General features: G+C 66.8%; 25 protein-coding genes and 2 pseudogenes. 16 read left to right on the forward strand and 11 right to left on the reverse strand.

The features are described from left to right. Positions 1-43: 43 nt before the first annotated feature. On the forward strand, positions 44-241 hold the full coding sequence (locus MXA07_RS04775; RefSeq protein WP_247730907.1) for a hypothetical protein: 198 nt from the start codon (positions 44-46) through the stop codon (positions 239-241). Positions 242-719: 478 nt separating this feature from the next. On the opposite strand, the gene MXA07_RS04780 is transcribed toward MXA07_RS04775, so the two are convergent. The 3 genes from MXA07_RS04780 to MXA07_RS04790 form a co-directional block, all read right to left on the reverse strand. Next, positions 720-1,376 (reverse strand): DUF3800 domain-containing protein, encoded by a 657-nt coding sequence (locus MXA07_RS04780; RefSeq protein ID WP_247730908.1) that lies wholly within the window; start codon positions 1,374-1,376, stop codon positions 720-722. Between the two features lie 385 nt (positions 1,377-1,761). Then, complete coding sequence (locus MXA07_RS04785) at positions 1,762-2,025, reverse strand: hypothetical protein (RefSeq protein WP_247730909.1); 264 nt, start codon at positions 2,023-2,025, stop codon at positions 1,762-1,764. Between the two features lie 434 nt (positions 2,026-2,459). Beyond that, complete coding sequence (locus MXA07_RS04790) at positions 2,460-2,969, reverse strand: cupin domain-containing protein (RefSeq protein ID WP_247730910.1); 510 nt, start codon at positions 2,967-2,969, stop codon at positions 2,460-2,462. A 119-nt stretch (positions 2,970-3,088) separates the two neighbouring features. Here MXA07_RS04790 and MXA07_RS04795 point away from each other — a divergent pair, with 119 nt between their 5' ends. The 3 genes from MXA07_RS04795 (at position 3,089) to MXA07_RS04805 (ending at position 6,177) form a co-directional block, all read left to right on the forward strand. Then, positions 3,089-4,123, forward strand: coding sequence for an NAD(P)/FAD-dependent oxidoreductase (locus tag MXA07_RS04795; protein WP_247730911.1), 1,035 nt, complete (start codon positions 3,089-3,091; stop codon positions 4,121-4,123). A gap of 1,059 nt (positions 4,124-5,182) precedes the next feature. Continuing rightward, the gene (locus tag MXA07_RS04800) at positions 5,183-5,824 is read left to right on the forward strand and encodes a DUF7504 family protein (RefSeq protein ID WP_247730912.1); all 642 of its coding nucleotides are present in this window, start codon (positions 5,183-5,185) and stop codon (positions 5,822-5,824) included. Between the two features lie 167 nt (positions 5,825-5,991). After that, entirely contained in the window at positions 5,992-6,177 is a 186-nt protein-coding gene (locus MXA07_RS04805; protein ID WP_247730913.1) for a DUF5786 family protein, read from the forward strand. Between the two features lie 189 nt (positions 6,178-6,366). Here the strand turns inward: MXA07_RS04805 and MXA07_RS04810 are convergent, their stop codons facing one another. Next, on the reverse strand, positions 6,367-7,716 hold the full coding sequence (locus MXA07_RS04810) for a ribonuclease J (RefSeq protein WP_247730914.1): 1,350 nt from the start codon (positions 7,714-7,716) through the stop codon (positions 6,367-6,369). 487 nt (positions 7,717-8,203) lie between these two features. Here MXA07_RS04810 and MXA07_RS18265 point away from each other — a divergent pair. After that, positions 8,204-8,840, forward strand: a pseudogene (locus MXA07_RS18265) (MFS transporter); the annotation flags it as partial. A gap of 76 nt (positions 8,841-8,916) precedes the next feature. On the opposite strand, the gene MXA07_RS04815 reads toward MXA07_RS18265, so the two are convergent. Continuing rightward, positions 8,917-9,234 carry a hypothetical protein gene (locus tag MXA07_RS04815; protein ID WP_247730915.1) on the reverse strand — a complete coding sequence of 106 codons (318 nt, stop codon included), beginning with the start codon at positions 9,232-9,234 and terminating at the stop codon, positions 8,917-8,919. A gap of 138 nt (positions 9,235-9,372) precedes the next feature. Here MXA07_RS04815 and MXA07_RS04820 point away from each other — a divergent pair, with 138 nt between their 5' ends. The 4 genes from MXA07_RS04820 to MXA07_RS04835 all read left to right on the forward strand — a co-directional run bounded on the left by MXA07_RS04820 (position 9,373) and on the right by MXA07_RS04835 (position 11,904). After that, positions 9,373-9,663, forward strand: coding sequence for a hypothetical protein (locus MXA07_RS04820; RefSeq protein ID WP_247730916.1), 291 nt, complete (start codon positions 9,373-9,375; stop codon positions 9,661-9,663). A gap of 263 nt (positions 9,664-9,926) precedes the next feature. Then, entirely contained in the window at positions 9,927-10,280 is a 354-nt protein-coding gene (locus MXA07_RS04825) for a DUF7344 domain-containing protein (protein WP_247730917.1), read from the forward strand. A gap of 188 nt (positions 10,281-10,468) precedes the next feature. Continuing rightward, the gene (locus tag MXA07_RS04830) at positions 10,469-11,620 is read left to right on the forward strand and encodes an NAD(P)/FAD-dependent oxidoreductase (RefSeq protein ID WP_247730918.1); all 1,152 of its coding nucleotides are present in this window, start codon (positions 10,469-10,471) and stop codon (positions 11,618-11,620) included. Between the two features lie 113 nt (positions 11,621-11,733). Beyond that, the gene (locus MXA07_RS04835) at positions 11,734-11,904 is read left to right on the forward strand and encodes a hypothetical protein (protein WP_247730919.1); all 171 of its coding nucleotides are present in this window, start codon (positions 11,734-11,736) and stop codon (positions 11,902-11,904) included. 73 nt (positions 11,905-11,977) lie between these two features. Here MXA07_RS04835 and MXA07_RS04840 read toward each other — a convergent pair whose 3' ends face one another. The 5 genes from MXA07_RS04840 to MXA07_RS04860 form a co-directional block, all read right to left on the reverse strand. After that, a complete protein-coding gene (locus MXA07_RS04840) occupies positions 11,978-12,751 on the reverse strand; it encodes a class I SAM-dependent methyltransferase (protein ID WP_247730920.1) in 774 nt (257 codons plus the stop codon). A gap of 126 nt (positions 12,752-12,877) precedes the next feature. Then, positions 12,878-15,016 carry a S9 family peptidase gene (locus tag MXA07_RS04845; RefSeq protein WP_247730921.1) on the reverse strand — a complete coding sequence of 713 codons (2,139 nt, stop codon included), beginning with the start codon at positions 15,014-15,016 and terminating at the stop codon, positions 12,878-12,880. Between the two features lie 85 nt (positions 15,017-15,101). Then, entirely contained in the window at positions 15,102-15,890 is a 789-nt protein-coding gene (locus MXA07_RS04850) for a CHRD domain-containing protein (protein WP_247730922.1), read from the reverse strand. A 278-nt stretch (positions 15,891-16,168) separates the two neighbouring features. Continuing rightward, on the reverse strand, positions 16,169-16,597 hold the full coding sequence (locus MXA07_RS04855) for a universal stress protein (protein ID WP_247730923.1): 429 nt from the start codon (positions 16,595-16,597) through the stop codon (positions 16,169-16,171). A gap of 138 nt (positions 16,598-16,735) precedes the next feature. Beyond that, positions 16,736-17,674 carry a DUF1102 domain-containing protein gene (locus MXA07_RS04860; protein WP_247730924.1) on the reverse strand — a complete coding sequence of 313 codons (939 nt, stop codon included), beginning with the start codon at positions 17,672-17,674 and terminating at the stop codon, positions 16,736-16,738. Between the two features lie 602 nt (positions 17,675-18,276). Here MXA07_RS04860 and MXA07_RS18270 point away from each other — a divergent pair. The 7 genes and pseudogenes from MXA07_RS18270 to MXA07_RS04895 all read left to right on the forward strand — a co-directional run. Beyond that, a pseudogene (locus MXA07_RS18270) lies at positions 18,277-18,990 on the forward strand (phosphotransferase family protein); the annotation flags it as partial. A gap of 194 nt (positions 18,991-19,184) precedes the next feature. Further along, on the forward strand, positions 19,185-19,361 hold the full coding sequence (locus tag MXA07_RS04870) for a hypothetical protein (RefSeq protein ID WP_247730926.1): 177 nt from the start codon (positions 19,185-19,187) through the stop codon (positions 19,359-19,361). Positions 19,362-19,607: 246 nt separating this feature from the next. Further along, the gene (locus MXA07_RS04875) at positions 19,608-19,946 is read left to right on the forward strand and encodes a hypothetical protein (RefSeq protein WP_247731708.1); all 339 of its coding nucleotides are present in this window, start codon (positions 19,608-19,610) and stop codon (positions 19,944-19,946) included. Positions 19,947-20,071: 125 nt separating this feature from the next. Next, complete coding sequence (locus MXA07_RS04880) at positions 20,072-20,638, forward strand: hypothetical protein (RefSeq protein ID WP_247730927.1); 567 nt, start codon at positions 20,072-20,074, stop codon at positions 20,636-20,638. 394 nt (positions 20,639-21,032) lie between these two features. Beyond that, the gene (locus MXA07_RS04885) at positions 21,033-23,222 is read left to right on the forward strand and encodes a CapA family protein (RefSeq protein ID WP_247730928.1); all 2,190 of its coding nucleotides are present in this window, start codon (positions 21,033-21,035) and stop codon (positions 23,220-23,222) included. Between the two features lie 87 nt (positions 23,223-23,309). Then, positions 23,310-23,567, forward strand: coding sequence for a hypothetical protein (locus MXA07_RS04890; RefSeq protein ID WP_247730929.1), 258 nt, complete (start codon positions 23,310-23,312; stop codon positions 23,565-23,567). Between the two features lie 122 nt (positions 23,568-23,689). Beyond that, positions 23,690-23,866 carry a hypothetical protein gene (locus MXA07_RS04895; RefSeq protein WP_247730930.1) on the forward strand — a complete coding sequence of 59 codons (177 nt, stop codon included), beginning with the start codon at positions 23,690-23,692 and terminating at the stop codon, positions 23,864-23,866. 358 nt (positions 23,867-24,224) lie between these two features. On the opposite strand, the gene MXA07_RS04900 is transcribed toward MXA07_RS04895, so the two are convergent. After that, positions 24,225-25,316 carry an aminopeptidase gene (locus MXA07_RS04900; RefSeq protein ID WP_247730931.1) on the reverse strand — a complete coding sequence of 364 codons (1,092 nt, stop codon included), beginning with the start codon at positions 25,314-25,316 and terminating at the stop codon, positions 24,225-24,227. Positions 25,317-25,351: the final 35 nt, after the last annotated feature.

Here is a 25,351-nt window from a genome sequence, read left to right on the forward strand (position 1 = left end):
GTCAGTTCAAAACTGCATTGACGGTTGTGACGAATGGGCTCGCATGGAACTCGTCGGGCGCACGCTCAGCGAGCGGATCGGGCAGGCGCTCGTCGTCTTCGCCGTCTTTCTCGCGTTCGAGTACTATCGAGGCGAGATCGAGTGGGGATATCTGATCGTGGCAGCCCCCCTCTTCTTCGTGATCATGATCGGCCTGGACCGATTTCGGCACGTCTCGAATCGTAGTTCGCAGGTCGCCTGACTGCCCAGTTCGAGGGTCCGATCACTGGGGCATGAGTATCCGCCGGGCCCCATGGCGGTCGCAGGTAGATACTCTCAGGAGTGGCATTAAAGAAACCGGCCTCAAAAACCGATTTGTCGGAACCTCGACGATACAATCTACCGAAGCGACGTGAATCCTACCGGTAGATCGTAGTGACCTGAACCAGAGCTGTCGGTATGATGCATTCGAGGGAAATTTTGTCCTATCAATTAGTATCGAGTCCGTCACTTCTCGGAACTGCGTTTATTTTCAAAGACTGGTCTGCTAGCGCAACGCTTATTGGCCGTACCAGTCAAGTGACTAGTACCGATAAAGCCGTGAGAGGTCCATGACCTCGCATAGGTGTTAAAAGCACCTCGTCTGCTGGATCCTCGAACCACGTTTGATGGACCGGCGATCTAGCAGGCTGGCGGGTGGGAGGCCGATCACGGACCGGCATTACACCGAGTAGAACCATCTATCGGTCGTAAGATGTGAGATCATTCTCCAACTGAATAAGCGCGCCAGCCGTGCAGTCTGTAATCGTTTCCGAATCGAGAATCGACAGCCAGTCTGTTTCTTTTTTATAGTCCTCTGCGATGGCTCCGGCAAAGCAGTCAGCGGCCTGAATTCCTGGCGTGTTATGCGAACTTCCGACCTGTATAGTTGCTTCAGGAACGAATGTCCCGATGTGTGTTGCAACTGAATTCGACTGTGCATCGGACGCAACGCGATCGAATTCGAAAATGACTCGACGGGCATCCAGTGCCCCATACTCCAGGAGGAGCTCCCCGTACGCGTATCCAGTGAGAGCCAAGTCCCAGTCCGGCGGAAAAGACACGTCCTGATAGAGCAGATATTGGTCCTCCAGTCTGCGTAATTTTTCTCTGGTGAAGAGCGAATACCCGAATTCCAGCCCGCGAACCTCCTCAAAGCACTCGAGAATCCGTCGCTTTTGGGTTTCGTTCAGATCGTTCCACTTCGCTTCCTCGACATGTTGAATATTTCGAACGGTCTTCTTGGCACAACGTCCTGCCTGGATCTGATCGCCGAAAACCACCCCGACAACGACAACATCGCAGTCTCCCTGGATGAGGCCTCGAAAATGACCCGAAACATCTCCATACCCTTGCATCTAGGATAATATGAGTCTCACAGCTAGCCCGGATAAATGTATTGGACCGCTGTATCCCTCGATGATTGCGATATCCCAGTAACGAACAAGTATCGTGTTCGTATTCGAGTTCGACCGGAATAACGTTCAGGACGTCACGAAGCGCAATCGATACGCAGCCCCCGATTCACCTCGTTCACTGGTCGACTTCCGAATGTCATCAGGAGAGCAGAACGCCCAGTTCATCAGGGCCGAAACTCCAGGACTGTGGCGGTTCAAAAACCGCCGCAATTCACCTGATCCGGCGCAAACATACACTACCCATCCTCCGGTATCCGCACCACTCCACATCGAACGGGTCGGTTTAGGAGTTCACGCTTGTCCCCATCGAAACGTCTCGTATCGATCACCCGCCGACCGACCACACCCGCTGGCGTCGATCCTCGGCCGATTTCCCGGTGTGACTACCAGGTTCCACTCTCTCGAACTCCAGCATCCCGAGCGCCGCGACGCAATCGCCGCAGACGTACGTCTCCACGTCCCGATAGCGATCCGAACTCGCGCCCTCGTGACAGGCGACGAGGCGAACGCTGTGCTTCGGGGTGAGTTCCTGGCCACAGCGCTCGCACGACCGGTCGGGCGATGGTCCGTCGTACTCGTATCGTCCCATTAGTGCACCCTCGACGAGCGGCCGACAGACGCACCGCTATTTTTCGAATCTAAGACGATATCGGGACAGAGCATTCGCTGACGATACCACGGGCGTGCGAGACCTTTTTGTCTCGGCAGTGTGTTCGCAATCATGGCAGACAAATCCTTCCTGGATTTGGAAGCCACGTCTCGGGTGCTGGACCCACCCGGGACATTCTACAGGCATGTCCCCACGTCAGCGTGGCGTGTGGCTTCCGTTCAAACAACTGCCACAATCGGTTACATAACTATCGGAGATGAGTGAGATGAATACCGATCGTGGGGTGACGCGAACACCGATCGAGGGACCACTCGCCCTCGGACAGTCCTGCCCGAGTCGAACGTGCCGGCGACTGTGCTTCCGCTGCAGGCCGACCACTGAACGGTCCCGACAACTCTCACGGCCGAACGCGATCACGGGACGTCGCCCGGCATCGAGCCGGTGACCCACCGGCCCGTTTCGGTGTCACACTCGAGGCAGTACGCAACCACGGCGGCACCCTCGGGTGCGTCTTCGTCGTCCTGTCGGTCGAGCTCGTTGCGCGTTTGCCCGCCGCAGGTCGGGCAATCCCGGCGGAGTTCGGATTCGCCGTACGCCAGCGGCGCGCCCAGCGCGAGCGCGACGACGCGTTCGTCGCCGCGATTCCAGCCTCGCTGGAACTCGCCGGGCGCGAAGCGGACGATCTCGCCCGCACCGACCGTGACGTCGCCGGTCTCCGTTTCGAACGTCGCCGTGCCGGACCGGACGAAGAACACCTCCTCCTGGATCTCGTGGCGGTGGTAGCCGAACGCGAAGCTGTCGCCCGGCTCGAGTTCGTAGTGGTTGATGGCGACGTCGGTCGTTTCGAGCGCTTCGGTCAGCCGGCGCACGACCGCCGCCGGCTGTACGTCGTTTTCGACGTCGTCGATGCGTACGTGCTTCACGAGTCACCGATCGGTCGACCTCGTGAAACGCGTTGCGGGCGCGTCGGGTTCGGGCTCGATGGACGCCGGTTTCGGGTCCCGTCGTAGCTATTTACCGCGCGGTCCCGTCCGTTGGTGGCATGAGCGACCCGATGGAGAGCCACGAGTACGAGGTCGTCGTGGTGGGCGGCGGGCCGGCCGGGCTGACCGCGGCGCTGTACACCACGCGACTCGGCCATCGAACGGCGCTCGTCGATCGCGGCGGCGGCCGGGCGGCGATGATGCGAAACGTCCACAACGTCCTCGGCGTTCCCGAGGAGACCAGCGGCGGCGAGTACCTCGGCGTCGGTCGCGACCAGCTCGAGGCCTACGGCTGCGAGCTCCACCGCGATCTGGTCACCTCGTGTACCTGCGAGGGCGACGGAGACGGCCCGATCCGGCTGGCCGGGGACGCGGCCGAGTACGCGGGCGACGTCGTCGTCCTCGCCACGGGGTTCGCCGACGTTCGACCTGAACCGCCGCTGCCGCGGACCGGCCGCGGCCTCCACTACTGTTTGCACTGCGACGCGTACATGTTCGTGGACGAGTCGGTCTACGTGATGGGTCACGGCGAAAGCGCGGCCCACGTCGCGGGGATCATGCTGAACTTCACCGACGAGGTCGATCTGTTGACCCGGGGCGAGGCGCTCGAGTGGAGCGACGAGACGGCCGCCGTGCTCGAGGCGCATCCGATCGACGTGATCGAGACGGAGATCGCGGGGGTTCGAAACGGCGAGGACGGTTGGCTCGAGGCCCTCGAGTTCGAAGACGGCACCGTGCGGGAGTACGAAGGTGGCTTCGCCATGTACGGCGCCGAGTACAACAACGGGCTCGCCCGGGAGCTGGGCTGTGAGCTCAACGACGACGGCACGATCGCGGTCGACGATCACGGGCGGACCTCGGTCGAGGCCGTCTACGCCGTGGGCGACTGCACGCCCGGTCACAACCAGGTCCCGGTCGCGCTCGGACAGGGCGCGAAAGCCGGGATCGACGTCCACTTCCGGTTGCGCGACTTCCCGCGAGATCTCGAGGCGATCGACGAACTGGGGCCGGTTCGGTCGACCGACGTCCCCGGGATCCCCGACGCACTCCTCGAACAGGCCGTCGACTTCCACACGTACGGGCGCGAACGATGAAGCGACGGCGAGCGATGCACTATCTGTGACCGTCCACGACCGATTACCTGCGGTCGGGAGGGATGTCCGTGGGAGCCGCCGCCCGTCGCGCCCTTCTCGCAGTCGCGGTCGAGACGAGCGAACCGTTCGCGAATCCAGTCCGATCGGTCGCGAGAACCGGAGCGGAGAGCGTAACGCTATCGGCGTCCGTCTGTGGCGTACAAGATGTGGATGCGGGGGTCCCGCTGACGCTTCAGGGCAACTCAGTTCGGGGCCCGCAACGATATGATTGCACAGGTTCGAACAACATTTGCCACGTCTGTACGTCCCTCTGTCGCGCGTTCGGGACGCTCCGACGTGGTCTCCATCGGCGGCACCCAGTTCTGAGGACCCGTTCGACGCGCTCTCACCGGTGAGACCTGGCGGCGGGCCGTCACCGAGGTGCCCGCCCCGGTCGACGGCTCGACGCTCGCGACCGGCCCTCGTCCCCGTCAGCGCCGGTCGCGACGACGTGGGCCACCGAGTGGCACGCCTCGGCGCACTCCCGTTCGAATGTCGAACGGATGCGTCACGGGCTTCCGAATCGGACAGCCTCACCCGACGAATCCGTTTCGATACGGAGCTGAGGCGCGATTCGGTTCGAAATCGTGGACTCAGTAGCGAAACCTATTTCCGACCCGCTGGGTTACGTTTCACCGACGAAGGGCCCGGTCCGGTTTTCTCTCGTCGCCTCGATCCGCCGCCCGGTTGTGGCGATCTGGGCTTTCCGATGCGGCGCGCCCGTTTCACACCCTGGCGTGCGTCGATACGGGACCGGGCGCCGACGATACATGACGCACGAAACCCGTCCCCCGCGGTCGAGCCGTCGATCGATGCGCACCGAGCGGTCAGTACGGGTCGAGACTCGGCCACGTGCGACGCTGACCGCCGATCGCGGTTCCGTCGCCGAGCACTCACGGTGCGGTCCGGTGCTGCCCGGCGACGATGCGGGCCACCGCTCGCAACCGCGGAGAGGGGAGCAGCGCCGTCGCGAACCGATCTCCAATGAATAAATCGATAGACCCGTCGGACGATGCCAGTGTGCAGTCGATCCCGCCGTTCCCAGCGGCGGTGAGCGCCGGGTCGACCGTCCTCGTCGCTGGAACGGTCGACCCGTCGAACGACGCGATCGGGCTCCGCATGCTGTGTCGGTACGGCGACGCCGACGACGCCGCACTCGTCGTCACGAGCACCGAAACGGCCGACGAGACGACGGCTCGCTACGAGTCGGTCTGTCCCGAGGGCGGGCCGTCGATCGGACTCGTCGACACCCAGTCCAAACGCCAGTACCTCTCGTCGCTGTACGGGCCGACGCCGACGGTGTACACGCCGTCGACGGCCGACCTCGAGCGCATCGTCATCGCGCTCGCGGAGCTCACCGAGACGGCCGTCCCGCCGACGGACGCCCGCCATCTCGTCGTTCGGTCGGTCACGCCTCTTCTCGAACACGCGTCCGTCGACCGCGTCTGTAACGTTCTGCGGCGGATCTCGGGCCTTCGCACCGGCGGCGGAATCTGCTACGTCGGGATCCACTACACTGAGCACGACCAGGACGCGGTCGCGGAACTCGCCCGGCAGGCCGACGGCATCGTCTGGGTGACGCGCGGCGCGGATCGAGACGTGACGTTCGACTACCAGCCGGCCCGGAGCTACGTGGGGCCGATCCCCGACGGCGACTCGTAGAACGCGCCGCCGCAGTCGAACGCGGTCGCGGTCGACGCGGCGCCGATCGTAGTACCGGGTCCCCAGTATCACTGCCCACGACGCGCGCTTGGCATCGACTCACAGCGAGGCTCCACAGGAGGGGACGGACCGATGCGGATTTACGTGCGGGCGGCGCGGTCCGCACCATGGGGTTTGGAAGCTACGACGAGTCCGAACAACGCCAGCAGGACGTCGGCGATGACGAGGAAGAGACGGCGGTGAACGTCCACGAACACGATCACGACGGCGAAATGACGACCGAAACGGGGAGTTCGACCGACGAACTCCTCGGTCAGCTGCAGGAGATCAAGGAGCAGACGGACGAAGAGTAACCGTCGACGGGTCCAGCCGGATCGCGGTTCGAGGCCGGTCGAATGTTCGATTGCAACGCGGGCAACCGCTGGCACTGCCGCCGGCGTAACCGGCGAGCCGTAATTGCGCTGGGTCGTCTCGTTCTGAGGGCCGGTCGATACCGCGTTCCAGCCAGCCCATCGGTCGCTCTGTGAGCTCGCCTTCCGAATCTATTCGACGAGCTGGATCACGTTTCCGTTCGCGGTGACGTGGAGGTCTCGCCCCATCGTGTAGCCCTGGTTGGATGCGAGGTCGACGTACCCCGAGAAGCCGCTCATGTCCTGGTGGGCGGGGATGACGTGCTGGGGCTGGAGGGCGTCGAGCATCTGGTAGTGGCCCTCCTGGCGGAGGTGGCCGGAGACGTGGATGTCCGAGTAGACGCGGGCGCCCTGCATGCCGAGCAGTTTCTCGGCCTGGTATCGCTGTCCCTCGTTGGTCGGCTCCGGGATGACCCGGGCGGAGAAGAGGACCTTATCACCCTCGTCCAGGTCGTAGTTCGTCTCGCCGCGGGCCATCCGGGTGAGCATCGCGCGCGGTTCGCCCTGGTGGCCGGTGACGATCGGGAGGAAGTCCTCCTTCCCGTCGTCCATGATGCGCTCGAAGGACTGGTCGATCGAGCGTCGATAACCGAACATCCCGAGTGAATCGGGGAAGTCGACGATGTCGAGTCGATCGGCCGTTCCGGAGTACTTCTCCATCGACCGGCCCAGCAGGATGGGCTGGCGGCCGATGTCCTCGGCGAACTCGACCAGGCTCGTGACCCGGGCGATGTGACTCGAGAACGTCGTCGCGACGATCCCGCCGTCGTAGTCCTCCAGGCTGTACATCACGTCCCGGAGGTGCTCGCGGGCCACGCGCTCGGAGGGCGTTCGCCCCTGCTTGTTCGCGTTGGTACAGTCCTCGATGTAACAGAGCACGCCCTCGTCCTCGCGACCGATCTCGCGAAAGCGCTTCATGTCGATCGGATCGCCGAGGACCGGCGTGTGGTCCATCCGCTTGTCCAGGCCGTAGACGATGGCTCCTTCGGGCGTGTGGAGAACGGGGTTGATCGCGCCGACGATGGAGTGGGTGACGTTGACGAACTCGAGTTCGAGTCCGTGCTCGCCGATCGTCATCGACTCGCCCGGATCCATCGTGCGGAGTTCGTTCCCGGTGCTGAACTTGTCCTCGTCCTGGATCTCCTCCTCGACGAGGGCGCTGGTAAACGGCGTCGCGACGACCGGCGCGTCGTACCGGTGGGCGAGCTTCGAGATCGCGCCGATGTGATCCAGGTGGCCGTGGGTCGGCACGATCGCCCTGACGTCGCCGTCCAGGTCGGCCATGACCCGGTCGTCCGGGATCGCCCCCATGTCGATCAGGTCGAGACTGTGCATCCCCTCCGTCTGAATGTTGTCGTGAATGAGCACCTTCGACAGGTTCAGACCCATGTCGAAGATGACGATGTCGTCGCCCGCCCGCACCGCAGTCATCTGTCGCCCGACCTCCTCGTAGCCGCCGATCGTCGCGATTTCGATTTCCATATTCAGGTTCCGATCATAGCGGCCGAACGCCTGGTATCGGCCCGAGCGCACGGAACGAGGCCTCCCGGCCGACGAACCCGAGAATCGGAGTTTTCGCTCCCTCAAATTCGCGTCGCAAGATCGTTCGCTACCACGGCGCGGCCAGCGCGTGTTTCGGTTATCCAGTACGAGCCGGCCCGGGCGGAAATAGTCGGCGGTTCGCGTGCGACCGTCTCCCTGATCGAACGGCGAGCACTCGCCGAACCGGCGGGTTACGTTCCGAAACGCATTTCGTCCCCTCGCCGAAGGTCGAGTCGTGAACGACGACGGGCTGCAGTTCTGGGCGCCCTACAGATAAACGAGGCGAGTGCCTCGGGGTCGTTCGGAAGATCGACGGTCTTCCGTGATGACGAGAGCTCCGCTCTCTCGAACCACTTGACCTGAGGCGGTACGCGCCGCGTTCCCGCTCGTCGACTCCAGCGCCGGGAGCCTCTACGAGGCGTTCGGGTTCGCCCCGATATTCGCCGCCGTCGCCGCGGCCCAGGGCGGACTGGCCTACGGCGGGTTCGCGGTCGCGCTCACCGTCGTCGCCGAGAAGTTCACCAACATGTGCTGTCAGCCGTCCACCGGTCGGCTCTCGGACCGAGCCGGGCGGGCGGCGTTCGTCTTCGCCGGTGGCGCGGCCTACGGCGCGATCGCGCTGGCCGTGCCCCTGGCCCCCGCAGTCGGCGCTACCCTCGACACTCTCGCTGGGGTCCCCGCCGCGGTTGCGGGCCGCTCGCTCCCCGGCTGGCTCCGATTGAGGCCGTCCCCGACCAGCTCGTTCTCCTCCGGACGTCTCGCCGGCGTTCCTCCCGCTCGTGACGCTCTCGGGGCTGCTCGGCGTCGCCGACAGCTTCCGGGAGCATGGAGCTCTTTGCGGACGAGGGGACCAGCGAGGGCGGCGTCGCCTCGAGTTTCGGGATTCGCGAACTCGTCTGGCGGCCGGGCAGCGTGATCGCGCCGCTGCTCGGCGGCTGGCTCATGGTCGAGGTGAGCATGGCCTCGGTCTTCTACGTCGGCGGTGCGTTCGCCCTGACAGGCGCCGCGACCCTCTTCGTGTTCTCGTCCGCTTCCGCGGGATTCGAGGCCTCACGACCTGGTGACGACCGATCGCCGTCCCGTCAATCGCGAGGGGAGACCGTCGAACCGGCTGCCGACGCCGCCGTCGGTCGGCCGCCCTCACGGATCGACCGCACAGCGATCGCCGCACTCGCCGCCGCAGCCGCAGTCGCTTCCGAGGGTGACGCTGTCGCACTCCTCGCAGCAGCCGACTCGGAGGTAGACGGTGACGGCGACCAGCAGGCCGACGCCGCCGACGACCGCGCCGGAGACCGATCCGAGGACGGGGAGGGCGATCGACCCGTTCCCGACGATGCCCAGGCTGACGCCCGCGAGGACCCCGGTCAGCAGAATGAGGACGGTCGTGCGACCCACGGCGGTGCGGACCCACGCGACGAATCGCGACGGGATCGCCGCGGGACCTGCGTCGTTCGTCATCGTGGGGGAACGGTCCATCGTGAATTATCTAAGTAATTACGGTTCGGACGGCGCGGACGCCCGTCGAAATCCCGGTCGGTCCGGCCATCGCCGTCTAGCATCGCCGACACCGTTATCGTGGCGCCAGTCCTCCCGTATATGAGAGATCGGCCCGTATCGCCGCTCTCGCCCGCCCTCATGGACCACTCACCGTCCCCCGATCCCGCTGACCCGACGGCCGCCTTCCGAACCCGACTCGCCGACGCGCTCCTCTCGGCGTACGCACGCGGCGCGACCGTCGAGACGACGCACGAAATCGACGGACCCTGCGCCGACGCGCCCGGCTGGCGCGTCACCGTCGAGAAAGTCCCACCCGAACGGCGTCGGTACGAGCCGGCCCTGCTCGAGGAGGGACAGGCGTCGAACGAGGACGCCGGTCGAACCCCGTGAGCGACGTCGACGGAGAAACGCGACGTCGACGCCGGCCGCTCGGAGCCGGCCGCGTTAGCGCCGTCGCCGTCTGCGAATTCGCCTTCGATCGCGTCGACCGGACGGACTGACCGTCTTCGCTGAGTGTTTAATTCGACTGCAGATTTTCGAATACAAACGCTTATCGTATTCCTCCGCACAGAACCACACTGACGTACTTTGCTGAAGTCGGCGGGCGAGAGACGTTGGCGGGGCGTCGGGTCGGTACAGTACCGAGAGGCCGTATGATTCCCAACTCCAAGACCCCACACCGATCCGACGACCGCCGCGAGATCACCCCCACGGAACTGTTCGCCGTATTCTCGAGCGAGCGTCGCCAGCGAGCGGTCGCCTACCTCGCGGGAAAACCGGCCGCGATCCCGCTCGGCGATCTGGCGGAGTGGATTGCGATCTGCGAGGGCGAGCCGACGTACGACCGGTACGACCGCGTCCTCACCGCGCTGGCGCACACCCACCTGCCCCACCTCAGCGACGCGGGGATCGTCCGGTACGACGCCGGAGCCGAAACCGTCGAACTGGCCGTCTCGCGGCGCGTGGTGCAACCGTACCTGGAACTCGCCGGCCACGCCGACGCGTAGGACGTATTCGACCCTCACCCGAACCGCCGCGACGCCTCCGCGGAGGTAGGGTCCAGTCTGGTGTGCCGGCCAGCGATGCCGCGCCCGTTGTGCATGCCGCTGACGTGATTCGTCCTCTCCACGACGACGTCGGCCACTTTCCCCTGACCTCCCTGAATCCTTATGGTTACGCGGTCGTATGGGGTGCTATGGACGTAGTCGTCGTCGGTGGTGGAATCGTCGGGCTCTCGGCGGCGTACCATCTGGCCGAACGTGATACATCCGTGATGCTTGTCGAACAGGGCCCCCTCGGTGCGGGGAGCACGGCCCGCTCGGCCGGCGGCATCCGATCGCAGTTTTCCACCGCGGTCAACGTCTCCCTCTCGCTGGCCAGCAAGCCCGTCTGGCGCTCGTTCGAGGAGCGCTTCGGCGTCGACATCGAGTACCGGCGGAACGGCTACCTGTTTCTCGCCCGGACCGAACCGGCCGCCGAACGGTTCCGCGAGAACGTCGCGATGCAGCGCGAGCTCGGGGCCGAGAGCGAATTTCTCGCGCCGGCGGAGGCGACCGAACACTGTCCCGGCCTGGAGCCGGAACACTTCGTCGGCGCGACGTACAACCCCGACGACGGGGTCGCCGACCCCAACCTGGCGGTGCAGGGCTACGCTGCGGGCGCCCGCGAGGGCGGTGTCGAGATCCGCACGGGAACGACGGTCACCGACGTCCTCGTCGACGACGGGCGGGTCGTCGGCGTCGAGGTCGAGGGGGACGAGCGCCTCGAGGTTGACTACGTCGTCAACGCCGCGGGCGCGTGGGCGGGCCGCTTCGGCGAACTCGCGGGCGCCGACATCCCGATCTCGCCGCGTCGCCGACAGGTCGCCGTCGTCGAACCGTCGTCGCCGGTCCCCGAGACCGACCCGCTGACGATCGACCTCGAAACGGGGTCGTACTTCCGCCCGGAGCGCGAGGGCATCGCGCTCGTCGGCGGGCACTTCGGGAGCGACGATCCGGCCGTCGACCCCGATCGATTCGACGAAGACATGGACCTCGAGTGGGCCGCCTACGCCGTCGAGCAGGCGGCCGACTACACCACGTACTTCGGGCCGGACACCCGGATCAGACGCGGCTGGGCGGGATTGTACGGCGTCACCCCGGACCACCACCCGGTCATCGAGGAGACCCGCCCCGGCTTCGTCACCGCGGCCGGCTTCTCGGGCCACGGGTTCCAGCACGCCCCCGCGACGGGCCGGATCGTCGCGGAGATCGTCCTCGACGGCGAGCCCTCCCTCGTCGACGTCTCGATGCTCGACGCCGCCCGGTTCGAGCGCGAGGAACACTTCGCCGAGCACAACGTGGCCTGAGCGGTCCAACGGCGCCGTTCGGGGCAGCCGCCGGGAGCGCCCGCCGGACCCCGTCACCGGCCTCGATGGCCGGCCGGGAAAGCGGTTTTCTGGATCACGATCGAACGATCGGTATGAGCCCGGCCTGCGCGTACTGCGATAGCGAAGTCGACCGGCACCAGCCCGTCTTCGTTCGAGACGGGGCGAGTAGCGAGCCTGACCCGTTTTGCAACTACGCCTGTCTGGTCGCCCACATCGAGGCGAACGAACTCACCTACGGGGCCGCCTGCGAGTGGAATCCGTAGGCTGAAACGAGTCCCCGTAGTCAATCGAGCGCGTGGAAACTGGAGGCGACCACCCGACGCGCCCCGGCGGTCGTCACCGGACGGTCGCCCAGAACCGGAGGTTGCGCGGGACCGACGCCGGCAGGTCAGCCCGGTCGCTCTCGAGCGGGTCGTCGTCGTGCTCCTCGGGGTCGTCGCTCCCGGGTTCGAGGAGCCGTTCCACCGCGAAGCCGGCGTCGACGAGCGCGTTGTGGAGGTCGGCGATCGTTCGGTCGTAGACGACCATGTCGACGTCGTAGGCCTCGTCGATCGCGATCGTTCGGCGATCGGTCCCGTGGTAGCTGCGGACGAGTTCCCGGTTCTCGGGGTCGAACAGTTCGGAGAACGGGTGCGGGACGTCGAGGACGAGGACGCCCTCGTCCCGGAGGACGCGCCCGGCCTCTTTCAAACAGGCCTCGAGGTCCTCGACCATCTGGTAGACCCAGCCCGAGAAGGCTGCGTCGAAGGAGCCCTCGGCCAGCGGGACGGCCGTCACGTCGCCGGTGACGAATTCCGCCTCGACGCCGTAGTGATCCCGCAGGTGACGCGCGTGGGCGAGTTGCTCGCCCGAGAAGTCGACGCCGACGACGGTGTCGGCCCCGTGGAGCGCCGCCCCGACGCTGCCCTGGCCGCCGCCGCAGCCGAGCTCGACGAAATCGATCCCCTCGACGGTCGGCAGGATGTCGGGGTGGCTGCCACCCGGAGCGTCCTCGGCGAACGGGCAGGGCGCCGGCGGCGCCTCGCCATCGGCCGTGTCGGCGTTCCACAGCGCCTGAAAGTCCTCGCTCCAGGCGTCCCAGAGTCGCCGGTTCGTCGTCCGGTCGTCCATGGATAGGTAGCCGATATGATATCACTGGGTGTTAAATCTCCCGAACCCGATCACCGGACGGCGATCGCGGCGTGGACAGCGGGCTGGACGCTCTCGATAGGCCGTCCGTCTCACTGCACGGGTTCCTTACTCGGCGGATTCATCCTGCTCGACGCCGGGATCGTGCGCCTCGAACCAGTCGGTCAGCGTCTCGAGGCGGTGGGCGTGTCGACCGGGCCGGGAGATGCCGTGGTGTTCGTCCTGGTAGACGACGAGTTTCGCCTCGACGCCGGCGCGTTTCGCGCTGACGTAGAGCTGCTCGGCCTGCGAGGGCGGACAGCGCCAGTCGTTCTCGCCCGCCGTGACCAGGAGCGGGGTGTTCACCCGGTCGACGTCCTGAACGCTCGAGATTCGGCGGTAGCCCTCTGCGTTCTCCCACGGGACGCCCAGGTCGTTGACGTACCACTGGTGCATGTCCGCGGGGCCGAAGTTGGCCTGAAAGTCGTAGATGCCGTGTTCCGGCGCCGCCGCGGCGAAGCGATCGTCCCGCGTAACGACGTAGAGCGTGTTGATGGCGCCCTGGGAGAAGCCGCCGACGAACAGTCGGTCGGGGTCGGCCCAGCCGCGCTCGACGAGGGTGGAGACGCCCGAGAGAATGTCGTCGGCCTCGCGCGGACCCCACTCGCCGCGGATGCACTCGGAGAACGATCGGCCGTAGGAGGTCGAGCCGCGGTAGTTGACGTTCAGGACGGCGTAGCCCCGGCCGGTCCAGTAGGCGTAGTCGAACCGGAACGCCGGCGCGTCGTAGGCGGTCGGCCCGCCGTGGACGTAGCAGATCAGCGGGAGGGCGTCCGCCTCGTCGTGGTCGTCGGACTCGAACGATCCGGGCAGGTAGACCTGGCCCTCGACGGTCTCGCCGTCGTCGTTCTCGTACGTGATACGTTCGAACGACGGGAGCGCGGCACCTTCGAGCAGCGCGTCGTTGCACGCGCTCAGTCGCGTCGGCTCGACGCCCGAATCGAGGTCGGCCGTCGGGAGGCCGAAGACGTCCGGCCCCTCGCTCGGGTGGCTGCAGACGACGGCGGTCGTCTCCGGCGTGGCGTCGAACCCCGTCACCGTGCGGTCGTCGCCCTGCGCCTCGAAGATCCGCTCCGGGTCGTCGGTCTCCGCGTCGAGTCTGACGAGCCGGGTCCGGCCTTCGTCCCCGACCGGCGCGACGAGTTCGCCCTCGCCGACCCACTCCGGGGCGCCGGCCCGCGCGACCGTCCGGTCGAGCGAGGCCGAGACCGACCGCGTCTCGCCCGCCTCCGCGTCCGCGACGTGGACCTCCGCCGGGTGGTACGTGTTCGTCGCGTGCGCGGCGACGTACGCGAGGCGGGTGCCGTCGGGCGACCACCGGAGCACCGCCGCGGTGAGCGCACCCTCGGTCAGCGTCCGGTGATCGTCCCCCTCGGGCGAGATGGTGTGGACGTCGAGGGCGTAGGTCTCGTCCGGCTCGTCGTCGCCCGCGTAGGAGGCGAAGGCGATGCGGTCGTCCGGACCCCACGCCGGCTGGAGACCGAAATACGGTTCGCGAGCGCCGCGACCTACCGCGTCGTCGAGTCGCCTCGCGGCGTCGCGCGCGACGCCGCGTCCTTCGGCGTCGAGGACGAACAGGTAGGTCTCGACGCCGTCGAGGTACCCGGCTCCGTCCCGTTTGTGCTGCGTTCGCGTCACCTCGTACGGTTCGTTCTCCTCGCGGACGCCCGCGAGGTAGTCCCGCTGGTCGTCGGTCGGATCGCGCGCGGAGACGACGAGGCGCTCGCCCGCGGGGCTCCAGTCGAACTCGCGGACGCCCTCGTCGAAATCGGTGATCTGTCGGGCGTCACCGCCGCGTGCGAGATCGAACGCCCAGACCTGGGGCGTCGGCTCGTCGGCCTCGGACCCATCACCGTCGTCCGCATCCGGTGACTCCGTCTCGCCCTCGTCCTCGTCTCCGGTCGAATCGTCCTCGTCTCCGTCGCTCGATCCGACCGCGAGTTCGACGTCCCGGTCACGGGTCGCGAGAAACGCCAGTCGCTCGCCTCCTGGCCCCCACGCGGGCGACTCCGCGTTCGCCACGCTGGTGAGTCGGTGCGGGTCTCGGCTCCCGTCCGTCGGGGCGACGAACAGCGACCGGCGGTACTCGTCCGCGTCGGGATCGGCTTCGGAGACGACGTACGCGACGCGGGCGCCCTCCGGCGAGAGCGCCACGTCCGACGGCCGCCGGAGGGCGTTGAGATCCTCGAGGTCGAGCGCTTCAGACATACTCCGTTCTCACGCGAGCAGCACTTCTGTATTCCGGGCGCGATGGGTCGGCGGCGGTCGAGCGACCGCGTGACCGAACGGTCTACTACCCGCCGTAGTCGGTGCCGTCGTCGGAGGTATTCCCGCTCGCGGTGTCGTTCTCGTCGCCACCGCCACCATCGGATCCGCCGGCCGTCTCGTTGCCACCGGCACCGTCGCTCCGGTTGCCGTCGGCGGTTCCGCCGTCCCGTTCGTCGGTCTCGTCGACCGCGTCACCGTCGTGCTCGTGTTGCAGGGCCGCGGCGACGTCCTCGGCCGACGTGAGCTGACCGCGGATCTCGCCGGCGGGGTATTCCTCCGTGTGGACGTTCACGTAGGCACCGCCGCCCTCGATCGCTTCGAGGAGCGCGTCCATCGTTCCGCCCTCGACCGCGTCGGTGAGGTGCTCCTCGGTGAACGTCCCGGTGGCGAGGACGCCGTCGAAGCGCCCCTCCTGGAGTTCGGGTTCGGTCGCCTCCGGATCGGGATAGAGCCAGACGGCGACCGGCCCGTTTTCGCCCGCTCCGCCGAGGTGGATGTGGGCCTGCGTCACGTCCTCGATCGCGGAGACGAGCAGGGCGTACTCCATCTCGCTGCCGTCCTCGCTCAGGCTGAACGCGGCCCCGCCGGCCGCCTCGGTGTCGACGTCCTCGGTCTGCTGGCCGCCCGTCGCGGCCGCGAGGAAGAGGCCGCCGCTCCCGTCGTCGCCGTCGTGTGAGTCGGCGCTCGCGACCCCCGACCCGAGCCCCAGCGCGCTCGCACCGGCCAGCGCCAGTACGCTGCGTCGGTCGACGCCGAAGTCGTTCGTTCTCGACCCGTCCGTTGGGCGTTCGTCTGCTGCGGTGTGTGCTGTCATGTTCTCTCCCCGACGATCTGTGGTGTGCAGACGAGTAAAACGACGCCCGACCGTTCCACGGTGGCCGTCGATCGTTTCGCGGTAAATGTCCGACTGGGACCACGAGGACGAACCCCAGAGACCGTCCGGGCCACTGACGGTCCAGCGATGCCGCGCCGAGCCGCCGCGGCTGACCGTCGCCGCCGGCGAACGACGCGGTAATTCCGCCATTGTCGGGAGCAAGCGATCGATTGGCACGGATAAGGCCGGATTATCCCGCGTCGACCTGCCGCGGCCGATCACGCCTCCGGAATCACGGTCACGGGCACCTCCGACCGACGGATCGTCGTCTCCGCGACGCTCCCGAGCATGAGCCGTTCGATGCCGCTACGGCCGTGACAGCCCATGACCACCTGATCGACGTCGTCCGCCGCGACGCGGTCGACGATCTCGTGTCCCGGCCGCCCGTAGCGCCACTCGGTCTCGATCGCGGCGTCGTACTCGGCGGCGATCGCCCGCGCCTCGTCGAACCGTTCGCCCGCGATGGCCGCCGCGCGGTCGCGCCACTCGCGTCGCGCGTCGTCGCTGCCGGCGTCCGTGTGCGCGGCGAACGGTTCGACGACGTACAGGACCTCGACGGTGGCGTCGGGAAACGTCTCGAATGCGTAGCGAAGCGCCTCGGCCGCGGCGGCGCTCCCGTCGTACGGAACGAGAAGGCGGTCGACCATAGGGGCTATTGGGGGTCGACGATATAGTAGTGCTGGGACCGCCGTCGAGGCCACGGGTCCGTTGTATCGCGTTACTCCGTTCGTCTTCCGCTCTGGTTCGCCCCGAACCGCCAGCTCCCAGCGTGGTTCCGGATAGCGTTAGTTTCCGACTGAGGGTTCCTCGGCGCCCGGGCAAACGACCCAGACGTGACTGATGTCGGCGTCCGGTTGGCCCGACTCGGAGCGGTCGACTTTCGTCACGTCGAACTCGCCGGATACCGAACTGTGCTGTTGTTCCTGCACGTTACCGCCGAAGACGTAGACGTCGACCGCGAACGGGGCGGAGAACGCCGCACCCGTCTCGTCGCCGGCGACGAACTCGACGCCGTGGGTTTCCGACGGATCCCACGACCCGTCTCCGATATCGTACTTGATCTCGAGGCCGTCCGGACACGTTTCGCCGTCGTCACCATCATCTCCGTCGTCGCCGTCATCTCCGTCGTCACCGCCATCGCCGTCGTCGCTACAGTCGCCGTCGACGTCGGCGACGATGGTGACGTCGTTGTCGAGCGCGTCGAGGAGCATATCGCCCTCCTCGAGGCCGTAGCTCTTGGTGCGGATGCCGACGCAGATGCACTCGCCGACGTCGAGCGCGACGGCGTTACCCTCGCCGACGATCGAGGCCTCGTCGTCGGCGCCGAGGTAGAATTCGACGCGGCGGTCGCCCTCGTACGTGGGCCAGTTATCGTCGTCCTGGATCCAGATGCAGGCCGATTCCTTGCCCTGGTTACAGATCTGGAAGACGTTGTGGAACCAACTCGTGGAATTCGAGTTGATTCCGGCACCCAGCGGGGTCGAGTCCCGCGTGGGGTTGTCCTCGTCCATGTAGATCTTGAGGTGGCCGTTGTCGTCGAGGTGGGCGTAACTGCCGTTTGGCGAGTCACACTTGTCCAATCCGAGGTAGGCGTCCGGGTCCTCCGCGACGGCGATGGAGACGGCTCGGTCCGATTCGACGCGACTGAACGCGCCCGATCCGACGATGGCGCTTCCGCCGAGGGAAGCAGAGCCGGCGCCGATCAGGAAATTTCGTCGTTTCATGGATACACTCCGACACGGCCGATTACCGAATCGACTGCTCGGTGCCGTGCCAGATGATTTATTGAGATACAGGACTGAATATAACGTCAGGAGTTGGTACGCAACAACCACCCCGTACGACCGTTCTGGGTGCGTCAACCGATCGAACCCGGCGTACCTATCGGTCGTTGCTGGTTGTCTTTGGACGGTAAACGACGCGTTAGATCGGCCGTCCCTCACGACCGTAACTCCACGATGGCGCCGGTATCGTTCCGCCGTACGCTCAGAAACTTCGGTTTTCGAGCCAGGAAACGGACGGACAACTGCTAATCGGTCGCGATTACTGATAACGATCTGGTGTCGGGCACGATACGACCGTGATATTGGAACGTGTAACATTCCACAATCCTTCGAGCTATCGCTACGCGCGCGATCGTCACCTCGGCGTGCGTAGCCCCGAACGGACGCTACTGGACGAATCGCCGAACAGGAACGCTCGGTAAGTCGGTCGCACGGGCACACTCCACGCCGACGATACCCCGCGCCGGTCGAACCCGTCACTACCGCTGGAGACGTCGCCAGCGAGACGGAGCCGTTAACACGAATCGGACGAACGAGCGACTATGACGGTCTCAGCTGCCGAACGGTCCGCGATCGCCTCGGTTCTCGCCCGCGAGGCCGGCGTCGCGGTGACCGGGGCGACCCTGTTACACGACGGGCTCAATCGATCCGTCGCCGTCTCGACGGCCGAGACCGAACGGGCTTACGTGGTGCGCATCACCGGTTCGGTTCGCGATCGCGAGACGTTCAACTCGATCGAACGGGAGTACGCCGTCCTGCAGGCGCTCGAGACGACATCGATTCGTGCGCCGGCCCCCGTCGCGATCTGCCCGGACGAGTCGCTCCTCGGCGATCCGGTTCTGGTGATGACGCACCTCGACGGCGAGCCGATTCCGCTCGGAACCGACCTTCCGGAACGCTACCGTCGGCCGGCGGCCCGCGAGCGCTTCGCCGTGGGTCTCGTCGAGACGCTCGCGGCGCTCCACGCGGTCGACGTCGAGCCATTCGTCGAGGTCTGCGATCGGCGCCCGCTCCGGGACCAGATCGACCGCATCGTCGAGCAGTTCGAGGACGCCTCGCGTGCGACCGGCAAGGACTGGCCGCGCCTGCGACGCGTGGCCGAGTGGCTTCGCGCCAACGCGCCGGCCGAGGCCGAGTCGGCGCTCGTCCACGGGGACTTCCGCCCTGGAAATCTGCTCGTGACGGGCGAGGACCCCGAAATCGCCGGCGTCCTCGACTGGGAGACGGCGTTCGTGGGCGATCCGCTGGTCGAACTCGGTTACCTTCTGCTCCGGTGGCGGGACGACGGCGATCCGACCGTCCCGATCGAACTCGTTCGGACCGACCCCCTGGACGCGGGGGTCCGCGCCGACCTCGAATCGATGAACCAGCGGGGCCTCGCACCGTACGCGAGCGATCCCGGCAGCCCCAGTCGGCGAGAACTGGTTCGACGCTACGAGGCGGCCGCCGGATGCGCGTTCGAGAACGAACGGTTCTATCGGGCGTTCGCGGCGTTCATCCTCGCGACCGTCTGGGCGATCTGTACCGGCTGCAGGTCGACGCCGGCGAACCGACGCGTCGCGGCCCGTACATCGAGTACCTCTCCGTGGTCGCGATGCAGATCGTCGACGGCGAACTCGGGCTATAGTCCCCGTCCGCTGGCGCCGTCTAGCCGAACTCAGTCCCGTACGACGGGGAGTACGTGTTTAGAGAGGTCGGCTGCACGGGGTCGCGCTTCGTGGCTGACTACGTTACACCCTCTCACACGGTGGGCGGCCCGCACCTCACCACTCTCGCCCTCAGCGGTTTGTCGCGTTCGCGCCCCGGTTACTCTTAGAGGCTGTCCAGGTTCATGCCAACCAAGACGACGGTGTCGCTCGCACGAACGACGCGCATGGCCAGGGTCGAAACCGTCCTCTCGTCGATCTTCAGCACGATTCCAGAACTCCACTCGGGCCAACTGGGCCTCCTCGCCGGCCTCCTGGTGGGACTGTGCTACTGGCACGGCTACCGGCGCGAATCGCTCGGTGTGCTCGCCGCGTGCTACTTCCTGGCGCTGGGGATCGTTCCCGCCTCGGCGCGCGGGCTGGCGGTCGTCCAGGCCAAGCCCTGGTACTTCTGTTCGCTCCTGCTCGCGACCGCCGTCGTCGCGATGCTCGGGCGCGCGCTGTGGACGCGGGCGTCGGTCTCCGCGCCGGCGGTTGCGGTCGACGCCGACGGCCGAGAGGTCTGATCGGCCGGTATCGACGGACGCGAGGACTGACCGGCCGACACGGAACGGAGTATCGGACGTCGCCGGCCACCCGATCACGCACTCGCGCGCCCGACGTTTTTCGCGATCCGCGTCGAACCGACGGTATGGGCACTCGGCGCAGGTCCCACGACGCCGGTCTCGGCGGGTCGTTCGACTGGCTGCTGGGCGGCGCACTCGGCGGATTACTCGGGTCCGCCCTCTTCGGCGTGGTGCTGTGGCTGTTCGAACCGACGTTCGTCACCAACATCGTCCCCGCACTCTACGGCATCGAGGCCGGGCCGCTCGTCTGGGTCTTTCACCTGGCGCACGGGATCGTTCTCGGCATCGTCTTCGGCTTTCTCGTCACCCGGGCGCCGGTCATCGGCGCCCTCTCCGCGGACGTCGATACCGGGTTTCTGGCGGCGACCGGCCTGCACACCCGATTTGCGCTGGCCGGCGTCGTCTACGGGCTGGCGATCTGGGCCGTCCTGCCCGTGATCGGTTTCCGGCTCTGGACCGACGCGGGCGGAGTGGGAGCGAACCTGCCGGCGGTCGGATTCTGGGCACTCCTCGGGCACATGCTCTACGGCCTCTTGCTCGGGGCGCTGTTCTCGCTGTTCGTCGGGGTCGGCCGCCCCGCTGCGGAGGCGACGGCGCCGTTCGAGGAGGCGTCTCCCGAGGATCGCCGCTGAGCGGGACTGGCGAGTGTGTTTCGCCATCGGTACGCTGATTGGTCTCCGGCGAGTACGGTCCCGCGTCGGCAGCCCTGCACGGCATCACAGCTGGGGATCGGTCCGACCATTGCGTCGGCCCACTGCCGACACGTTCCTCGACCGGGCCGACCCCCCGACAGTCACGGCTCCGTCGCGGCGAACCGACACCGCTCCGACCCGCTTCAGCTGCCGTTTGTCGCCCGCTTCCGATCGATTCGTGCAGCGCATTCTCGCGCCTCGTTTCACTGCCCGCCGATCACGGTGCCTCCGTTTCGATCGCTGGTACCCGTTCGGCGGTTCGGACGCCGCGACCGAACGGCCTCGTATCGTCACATCTATAATAACCTGAGCACAGATCGGAACCAACGAACGAATGGGAGAAAATTACCACCGGAGGCGCGTCCTCCAAGGACTCTCCGCCGCCTCCGTCGGCGCGCTCGCGGGCTGTACCTCGTCGTGGTTCGATCCCGAACCGGCGCCGGTCGATCCGGCGCCCGCCGGCGACTACTACGACGAGGCGACGGTTTCCGGCGTCGTGACGGATCTCGACGGATCGGGGCTCGCCGACGTCGCCGTCAGTGCGTTTCGGACCGACGAGACCCTGGATACCATCGTCACCGACGAGTCCGGCCGATTCGAGCTGACGATCGACGGGCCGGTCTGGATCCGTGCCGAGGCGGACGGCTACCTTCCACAGCTCGAAGCGGCCCGGCCGCGTCGATCGTACCGCCTCGCGCTGACCCCGTCAGCGGGAACGATCTCGCTCTCGTTCGGCGGCGACGTGATGTTCGGGCGGCGGTTCTACCGCTCGAACGACGACGCGCTGTCGTACCGGTTCCGGATCGACCCGTCGTCGCGATCGGCTGATCACCGGCGGATCCTCGATCCCGTGGCGCCCATCTTCGAGACCGCCGACGTCTCGTCGGTCAACCTCGAGACGCCGCTGACGACGTCCGAGTGGCGCCACCCGGAGAAACTGTACTCGTTCGTCAGCCACCCCGTCGCGGCCGAGGCGCTGGCAGATGCCGGCCTCTCATACGCCGCGCTCGGAAATAACCACGTCTTCGACGCGCTCACGCCGGGGCTCGAAGACACGATCGGGGCGCTCGACGACGCCGGCATCCACCACTCCGGTGCCGGCTTCGATCGCGACGCCGCCTGGGAACCCGCGATCGTCACGCGCGACGGTATCGACGTCGCCTTCCTCTCGTGTACGACGATCACCGGCGAGCAGTACGACCTCGACTGGTCGGCCGACCGTGAGCCCGATCGGTCGCACACGGTCGAACGCGCCGGCGACTCCATCACCGTCTCGGGCGGCGCCGGGGTCGCCGAACCGACCGACGACCGCCTCGCAGGCGCGGTCGAGCGCGCCACCGAGCGCGCGGACGTCGTCGTCGTGCAGATCCACGGCGGCGACGAGTACGCTCGCGAGCCGACGCCACGACTCGAACGCCTCACGGACGCGGCGGCCTCGGCCGGCGCCGACCTGGTCGTCAACCACCATCCTCACGTGGCAGGCGGCATCGAGCGCCGCAACGGCGCGCTCGTCGCCTGGACGCTGGGGAATCTGATATTCGACCAGAACATCTGGGCGACGCTACAGTCGTACACCCTCACGGCCCACGTCACTCGCGAGGGCGTGCTCCGGGCGTCGATCACCCCGATCCTCCTCGAGGGCTACGTGCCGAAGGGCGTCACCGGGCGGCTCGCGACGTCGGTCGCTCGCTCGACCGCCGCCACGTCGGTTACCCGGTCGAGTGGCGACACGTCGGAGGCGTCGCTCCTCCCATCGCCGACCGGACTCGTCGATACGACGGCGGTCACGCCGGAACTCTCCCGACGGGAGGTCTCGCTCTCGGGCGACGCGACGATCTTCGCCGGGTCGACCAGCTGGATCGAGTCGCTCTCGGTCGAGGACGGGAGCGTCGCCCTCGGTCGCGAGCGGTTCCCGACGGGGCAATTCGGCGATCCGATCGTCGACGAGGATCGCTTCGAGGGACCGCTCTGGCGGTTCGGGCGCCACGGCGACTCGTCGGGGCCCGGACTGGGTCGCGAGTACGCGAGCGGGCTCCGGCTCGCTCGCCACAGCGGCAACGTGGATAACGCCCTCCTCAGCCCCTGGCTCAGGCTCCCCGTCTCGAACGAGCGCCTCACCCTCTCGACCGTCTACCGGACGACGGACGACGAGGGACTCGAACTCGCCGTCTCTTGGTACGACGACACCGGCGGCTCGTCGTTCACCCAGGATCGCTGGGCCATCGACGGGACCGACGGCGAGTGGGCTCGCCTCACGCTCGACCTCGTCCGCCCGGACGACGCCCAGTACGTCGATTGCTTTTGGATCCTCAGCCCGCCCGAGGTTCACGAACGCGAGGTTCGGTTCGACGAACTGCGACTCGTCGAGTGGCGGGACGAGCCCGCACCCGCGTTCGACGCCGACCACCTCCGCGTCGACGGCGAAGCGCTGGTCGAGTTCGCCGGTCACGCCCATCGCGAGGACGCGCTCGGCTGGGTTGAACTCTGGGCCGAACGCCGGGCATCCCCCAGCGAACGACTGTGACGCGGCGTTCGAGCGCGACGCGCGGGGACCGCGTCCCTCGCCGAAACCGAGGGCTACAAATACGACGACGATCACGTTCTATCTAGGATGTCGAGCACAGTACTCGCGTACGGAATGGCGACCATCGGCGGCATGAGCACGACGTATCTCGTGACGATCGTCGCGTCGATCTTCCTGCTCGCCGCGGTCGGCTTCTTCGCGGCCGTCGCACTCGGCCCGCACCTCAAGCCGTCCTCGCTCAGCGAGCAACAGAAGAGCGCACTCATCGGTCTGGGCGCGGCCGCGGTCGGCGCCACCTGGATGGTCGCGATCCTCCGGGCGGCCTACGCGACCGCCCCGCACTGACCGCGCTCCCACGCGACCGTCGGACCGGCGTTCGCGTAGCTCCGCGGTTTTTCTCGCCGACTCGAGTTCGTCCGCTTCCGATGGAAATTGTTATTTTTATTCGGGACTCCGGTACGCGTACGATGGACGTCGACACGAAGCTGACGCTCGTGCTCGTCATACAGGCCGTTCTGCTCTGGTTCCACGTCGGACCGCTGCTCCCCGCGGGGGTCGTCTACCACCTCGTCGTGCTGGCCTTCCCGGTGGTACTGCTGTTCGGAGTGTGGAAGCTCGCGAGATCGCAATCGGCTCTGCAGTGACGAGCGCGGATCGAACGGACTCGATCATCGTACTCCTCTCGCGGTTCAAGTCGGCGACCGGTGCGCTCGGTTCGGCTTCCGGATTCGCTCTCCGTTCGTCTATCCGAGGATTTCGCTCGCTGGCGCTCGCTCACGGCTTCGCCGCTCACCTCTCCGAGATTCTCGCGCCTTCGGCGCTCCGAATCTCGCCGCTCGCAGTTTCGAGGGCTTCGCTCACTCCGTTCGCTCAGACCTCGCCGCTCACGGGTCACTTCGTTCCCCGTTCGCATCTCCGCGGTTTTCGGCCTGACGGCCTCAAACCGCGCTACTCGCGGTTTCGCCGCTCGCGATCCCGAGGATTTTCGCTCACTTCGCTCGCTCAATCCTCGCTTTCCTCAAACACGAACGTCCCATCCTCCTGAACCCGCTCGCCGTCCACTTCGATGAACGAGTCCTCGCTCATGTCGACGATCATGTCGACGTGCGTCGAGGAGTCGTTGGCCTCGTTGTCCTCGCCCACGGTCTCGTCGTAGGCGCGGCCGACCGCCATGTGGACGGTGTCGCCCATCTTCTCGTCGAAGAGCATGTTGTACGTGAACTCGTCGATGTCGCGGTTCATGCCGATGCCGAGTTCGCCCAGGCGGCGGGCGCCGTCGTCGGTCTCCAGTACCTCGGTGAGGACGGCCTCGTTCTTGCCGGCCTCGTGGGCGACGACTTCGCCGTCCTCGAACTTCAGGTAGGCGTCGGTCACCTCGCGTCCCTCGTGGTACAGCGGCATGTCGAACCGGACGGTGCCCTCGACGGAGTCAGGGACGGGCGCGGTGAAGACCTCGCCGCCGGGCAGGTTGAACTTCCCGTGGTCGTTGATGGCGTGGTTGCCCGCGATCGACATCGTGACGTCGGTCTCCTCGCCGCTCACGATGCGGACCTCGTCGGCGGGGTCGAGGATCTCGACGAGCTGTTCCTGGTGTGCGCGCTGGTCGGCCCAGTCCTTGTTGACGGCGTCCCAGACGAAGTTCTCGTAGGCTTCGGTGCTCATCTCGGCGAGCTGGGCGTTACCGGGGGCGGGGAACTGGGTGAGACACCAGCGCTTGTCCAGCCGTTCCTCCATGACCGGTCGGTAGGCCGTGCGGTAGGCGGTGTTCACCGCCGGGTCGACGTCGCTGGTCTCCGTCGCGTTCGGCCCGGCGCGGACGGCGATGTAGACGTCGGTCTCCTCGATGAGCGCGAGTTCGTGCTCCGGCGTCTCGAACTCGCCGCCCGCGGCGCGCAGGTAGGCGCGGTTGGCGCGCTTGCCGGCGCGATTGACCGTCCAGAGCGGTTTCCCGCCCGCGTCGCCGATCTCCTCGCAGAGCGCGACGACCAGGTCCTCGGCGACGGGGTGGGCGTCGATGACGACGGTATCGTCCTCCTGCAGACCGACCGAGTGGTTGGCGATGACGGCGGCGTGTTCGCGAATGCGCGGATCCATGTGCGCCCGCTTGTGTCACCGCTCGCATACTCCTT

Source organism: Halovivax limisalsi, from assembly GCF_023093535.1.
Lineage (GTDB): Archaea > Halobacteriota > Halobacteria > Halobacteriales > Natrialbaceae > Halovivax > Halovivax limisalsi.

What these genes read in the sequence shown, in the direction of transcription:
- MXA07_RS04785 (WP_247730909.1), bottom strand. Translation starts at nt 2,025, where the DNA reads ATGGGACGATACGAGTACGACGGACCATCGCCCGACCGGTCGTGCGAG.
- MXA07_RS04815 (WP_247730915.1), bottom strand. Translation starts at nt 9,234, where the DNA reads ATGACGAACGACGCAGGTCCCGCGGCGATCCCGTCGCGATTCGTCGCG.
- MXA07_RS04900 (WP_247730931.1), bottom strand. Translation starts at nt 25,316, where the DNA reads ATGGATCCGCGCATTCGCGAACACGCCGCCGTCATCGCCAACCACTCG.
- MXA07_RS04775 (WP_247730907.1), top strand. Translation starts at nt 44, where the DNA reads ATGGAACTCGTCGGGCGCACGCTCAGCGAGCGGATCGGGCAGGCGCTC.
- MXA07_RS04875 (WP_247731708.1), top strand. Translation starts at nt 19,608, where the DNA reads ATGGCCAGGGTCGAAACCGTCCTCTCGTCGATCTTCAGCACGATTCCA.
- MXA07_RS04845 (WP_247730921.1), bottom strand. Translation starts at nt 15,016, where the DNA reads ATGTCTGAAGCGCTCGACCTCGAGGATCTCAACGCCCTCCGGCGGCCG.
- MXA07_RS04885 (WP_247730928.1), top strand. Translation starts at nt 21,033, where the DNA reads ATGGGAGAAAATTACCACCGGAGGCGCGTCCTCCAAGGACTCTCCGCC.
- MXA07_RS04810 (WP_247730914.1), bottom strand. Translation starts at nt 7,716, where the DNA reads ATGGAAATCGAAATCGCGACGATCGGCGGCTACGAGGAGGTCGGGCGA.
- MXA07_RS04795 (WP_247730911.1), top strand. Translation starts at nt 3,089, where the DNA reads ATGAGCGACCCGATGGAGAGCCACGAGTACGAGGTCGTCGTGGTGGGC.
- MXA07_RS04855 (WP_247730923.1), bottom strand. Translation starts at nt 16,597, where the DNA reads ATGGTCGACCGCCTTCTCGTTCCGTACGACGGGAGCGCCGCCGCGGCC.
- MXA07_RS04880 (WP_247730927.1), top strand. Translation starts at nt 20,072, where the DNA reads ATGGGCACTCGGCGCAGGTCCCACGACGCCGGTCTCGGCGGGTCGTTC.
- MXA07_RS04860 (WP_247730924.1), bottom strand. Translation starts at nt 17,674, where the DNA reads ATGAAACGACGAAATTTCCTGATCGGCGCCGGCTCTGCTTCCCTCGGC.
- MXA07_RS04870 (WP_247730926.1), top strand. Translation starts at nt 19,185, where the DNA reads ATGCGCGTTCGAGAACGAACGGTTCTATCGGGCGTTCGCGGCGTTCAT.
- MXA07_RS04825 (WP_247730917.1), top strand. Translation starts at nt 9,927, where the DNA reads ATGATTCCCAACTCCAAGACCCCACACCGATCCGACGACCGCCGCGAG.
- MXA07_RS04850 (WP_247730922.1), bottom strand. Translation starts at nt 15,890, where the DNA reads ATGACAGCACACACCGCAGCAGACGAACGCCCAACGGACGGGTCGAGA.
- MXA07_RS04835 (WP_247730919.1), top strand. Translation starts at nt 11,734, where the DNA reads ATGAGCCCGGCCTGCGCGTACTGCGATAGCGAAGTCGACCGGCACCAG.
- MXA07_RS04840 (WP_247730920.1), bottom strand. Translation starts at nt 12,751, where the DNA reads ATGGACGACCGGACGACGAACCGGCGACTCTGGGACGCCTGGAGCGAG.
- MXA07_RS04890 (WP_247730929.1), top strand. Translation starts at nt 23,310, where the DNA reads ATGTCGAGCACAGTACTCGCGTACGGAATGGCGACCATCGGCGGCATG.
- MXA07_RS04780 (WP_247730908.1), bottom strand. Translation starts at nt 1,376, where the DNA reads ATGCAAGGGTATGGAGATGTTTCGGGTCATTTTCGAGGCCTCATCCAG.
- MXA07_RS04895 (WP_247730930.1), top strand. Translation starts at nt 23,690, where the DNA reads ATGGACGTCGACACGAAGCTGACGCTCGTGCTCGTCATACAGGCCGTT.
- MXA07_RS04830 (WP_247730918.1), top strand. Translation starts at nt 10,469, where the DNA reads ATGGACGTAGTCGTCGTCGGTGGTGGAATCGTCGGGCTCTCGGCGGCG.
- MXA07_RS04820 (WP_247730916.1), top strand. Translation starts at nt 9,373, where the DNA reads ATGAGAGATCGGCCCGTATCGCCGCTCTCGCCCGCCCTCATGGACCAC.
- MXA07_RS04805 (WP_247730913.1), top strand. Translation starts at nt 5,992, where the DNA reads ATGGGGTTTGGAAGCTACGACGAGTCCGAACAACGCCAGCAGGACGTC.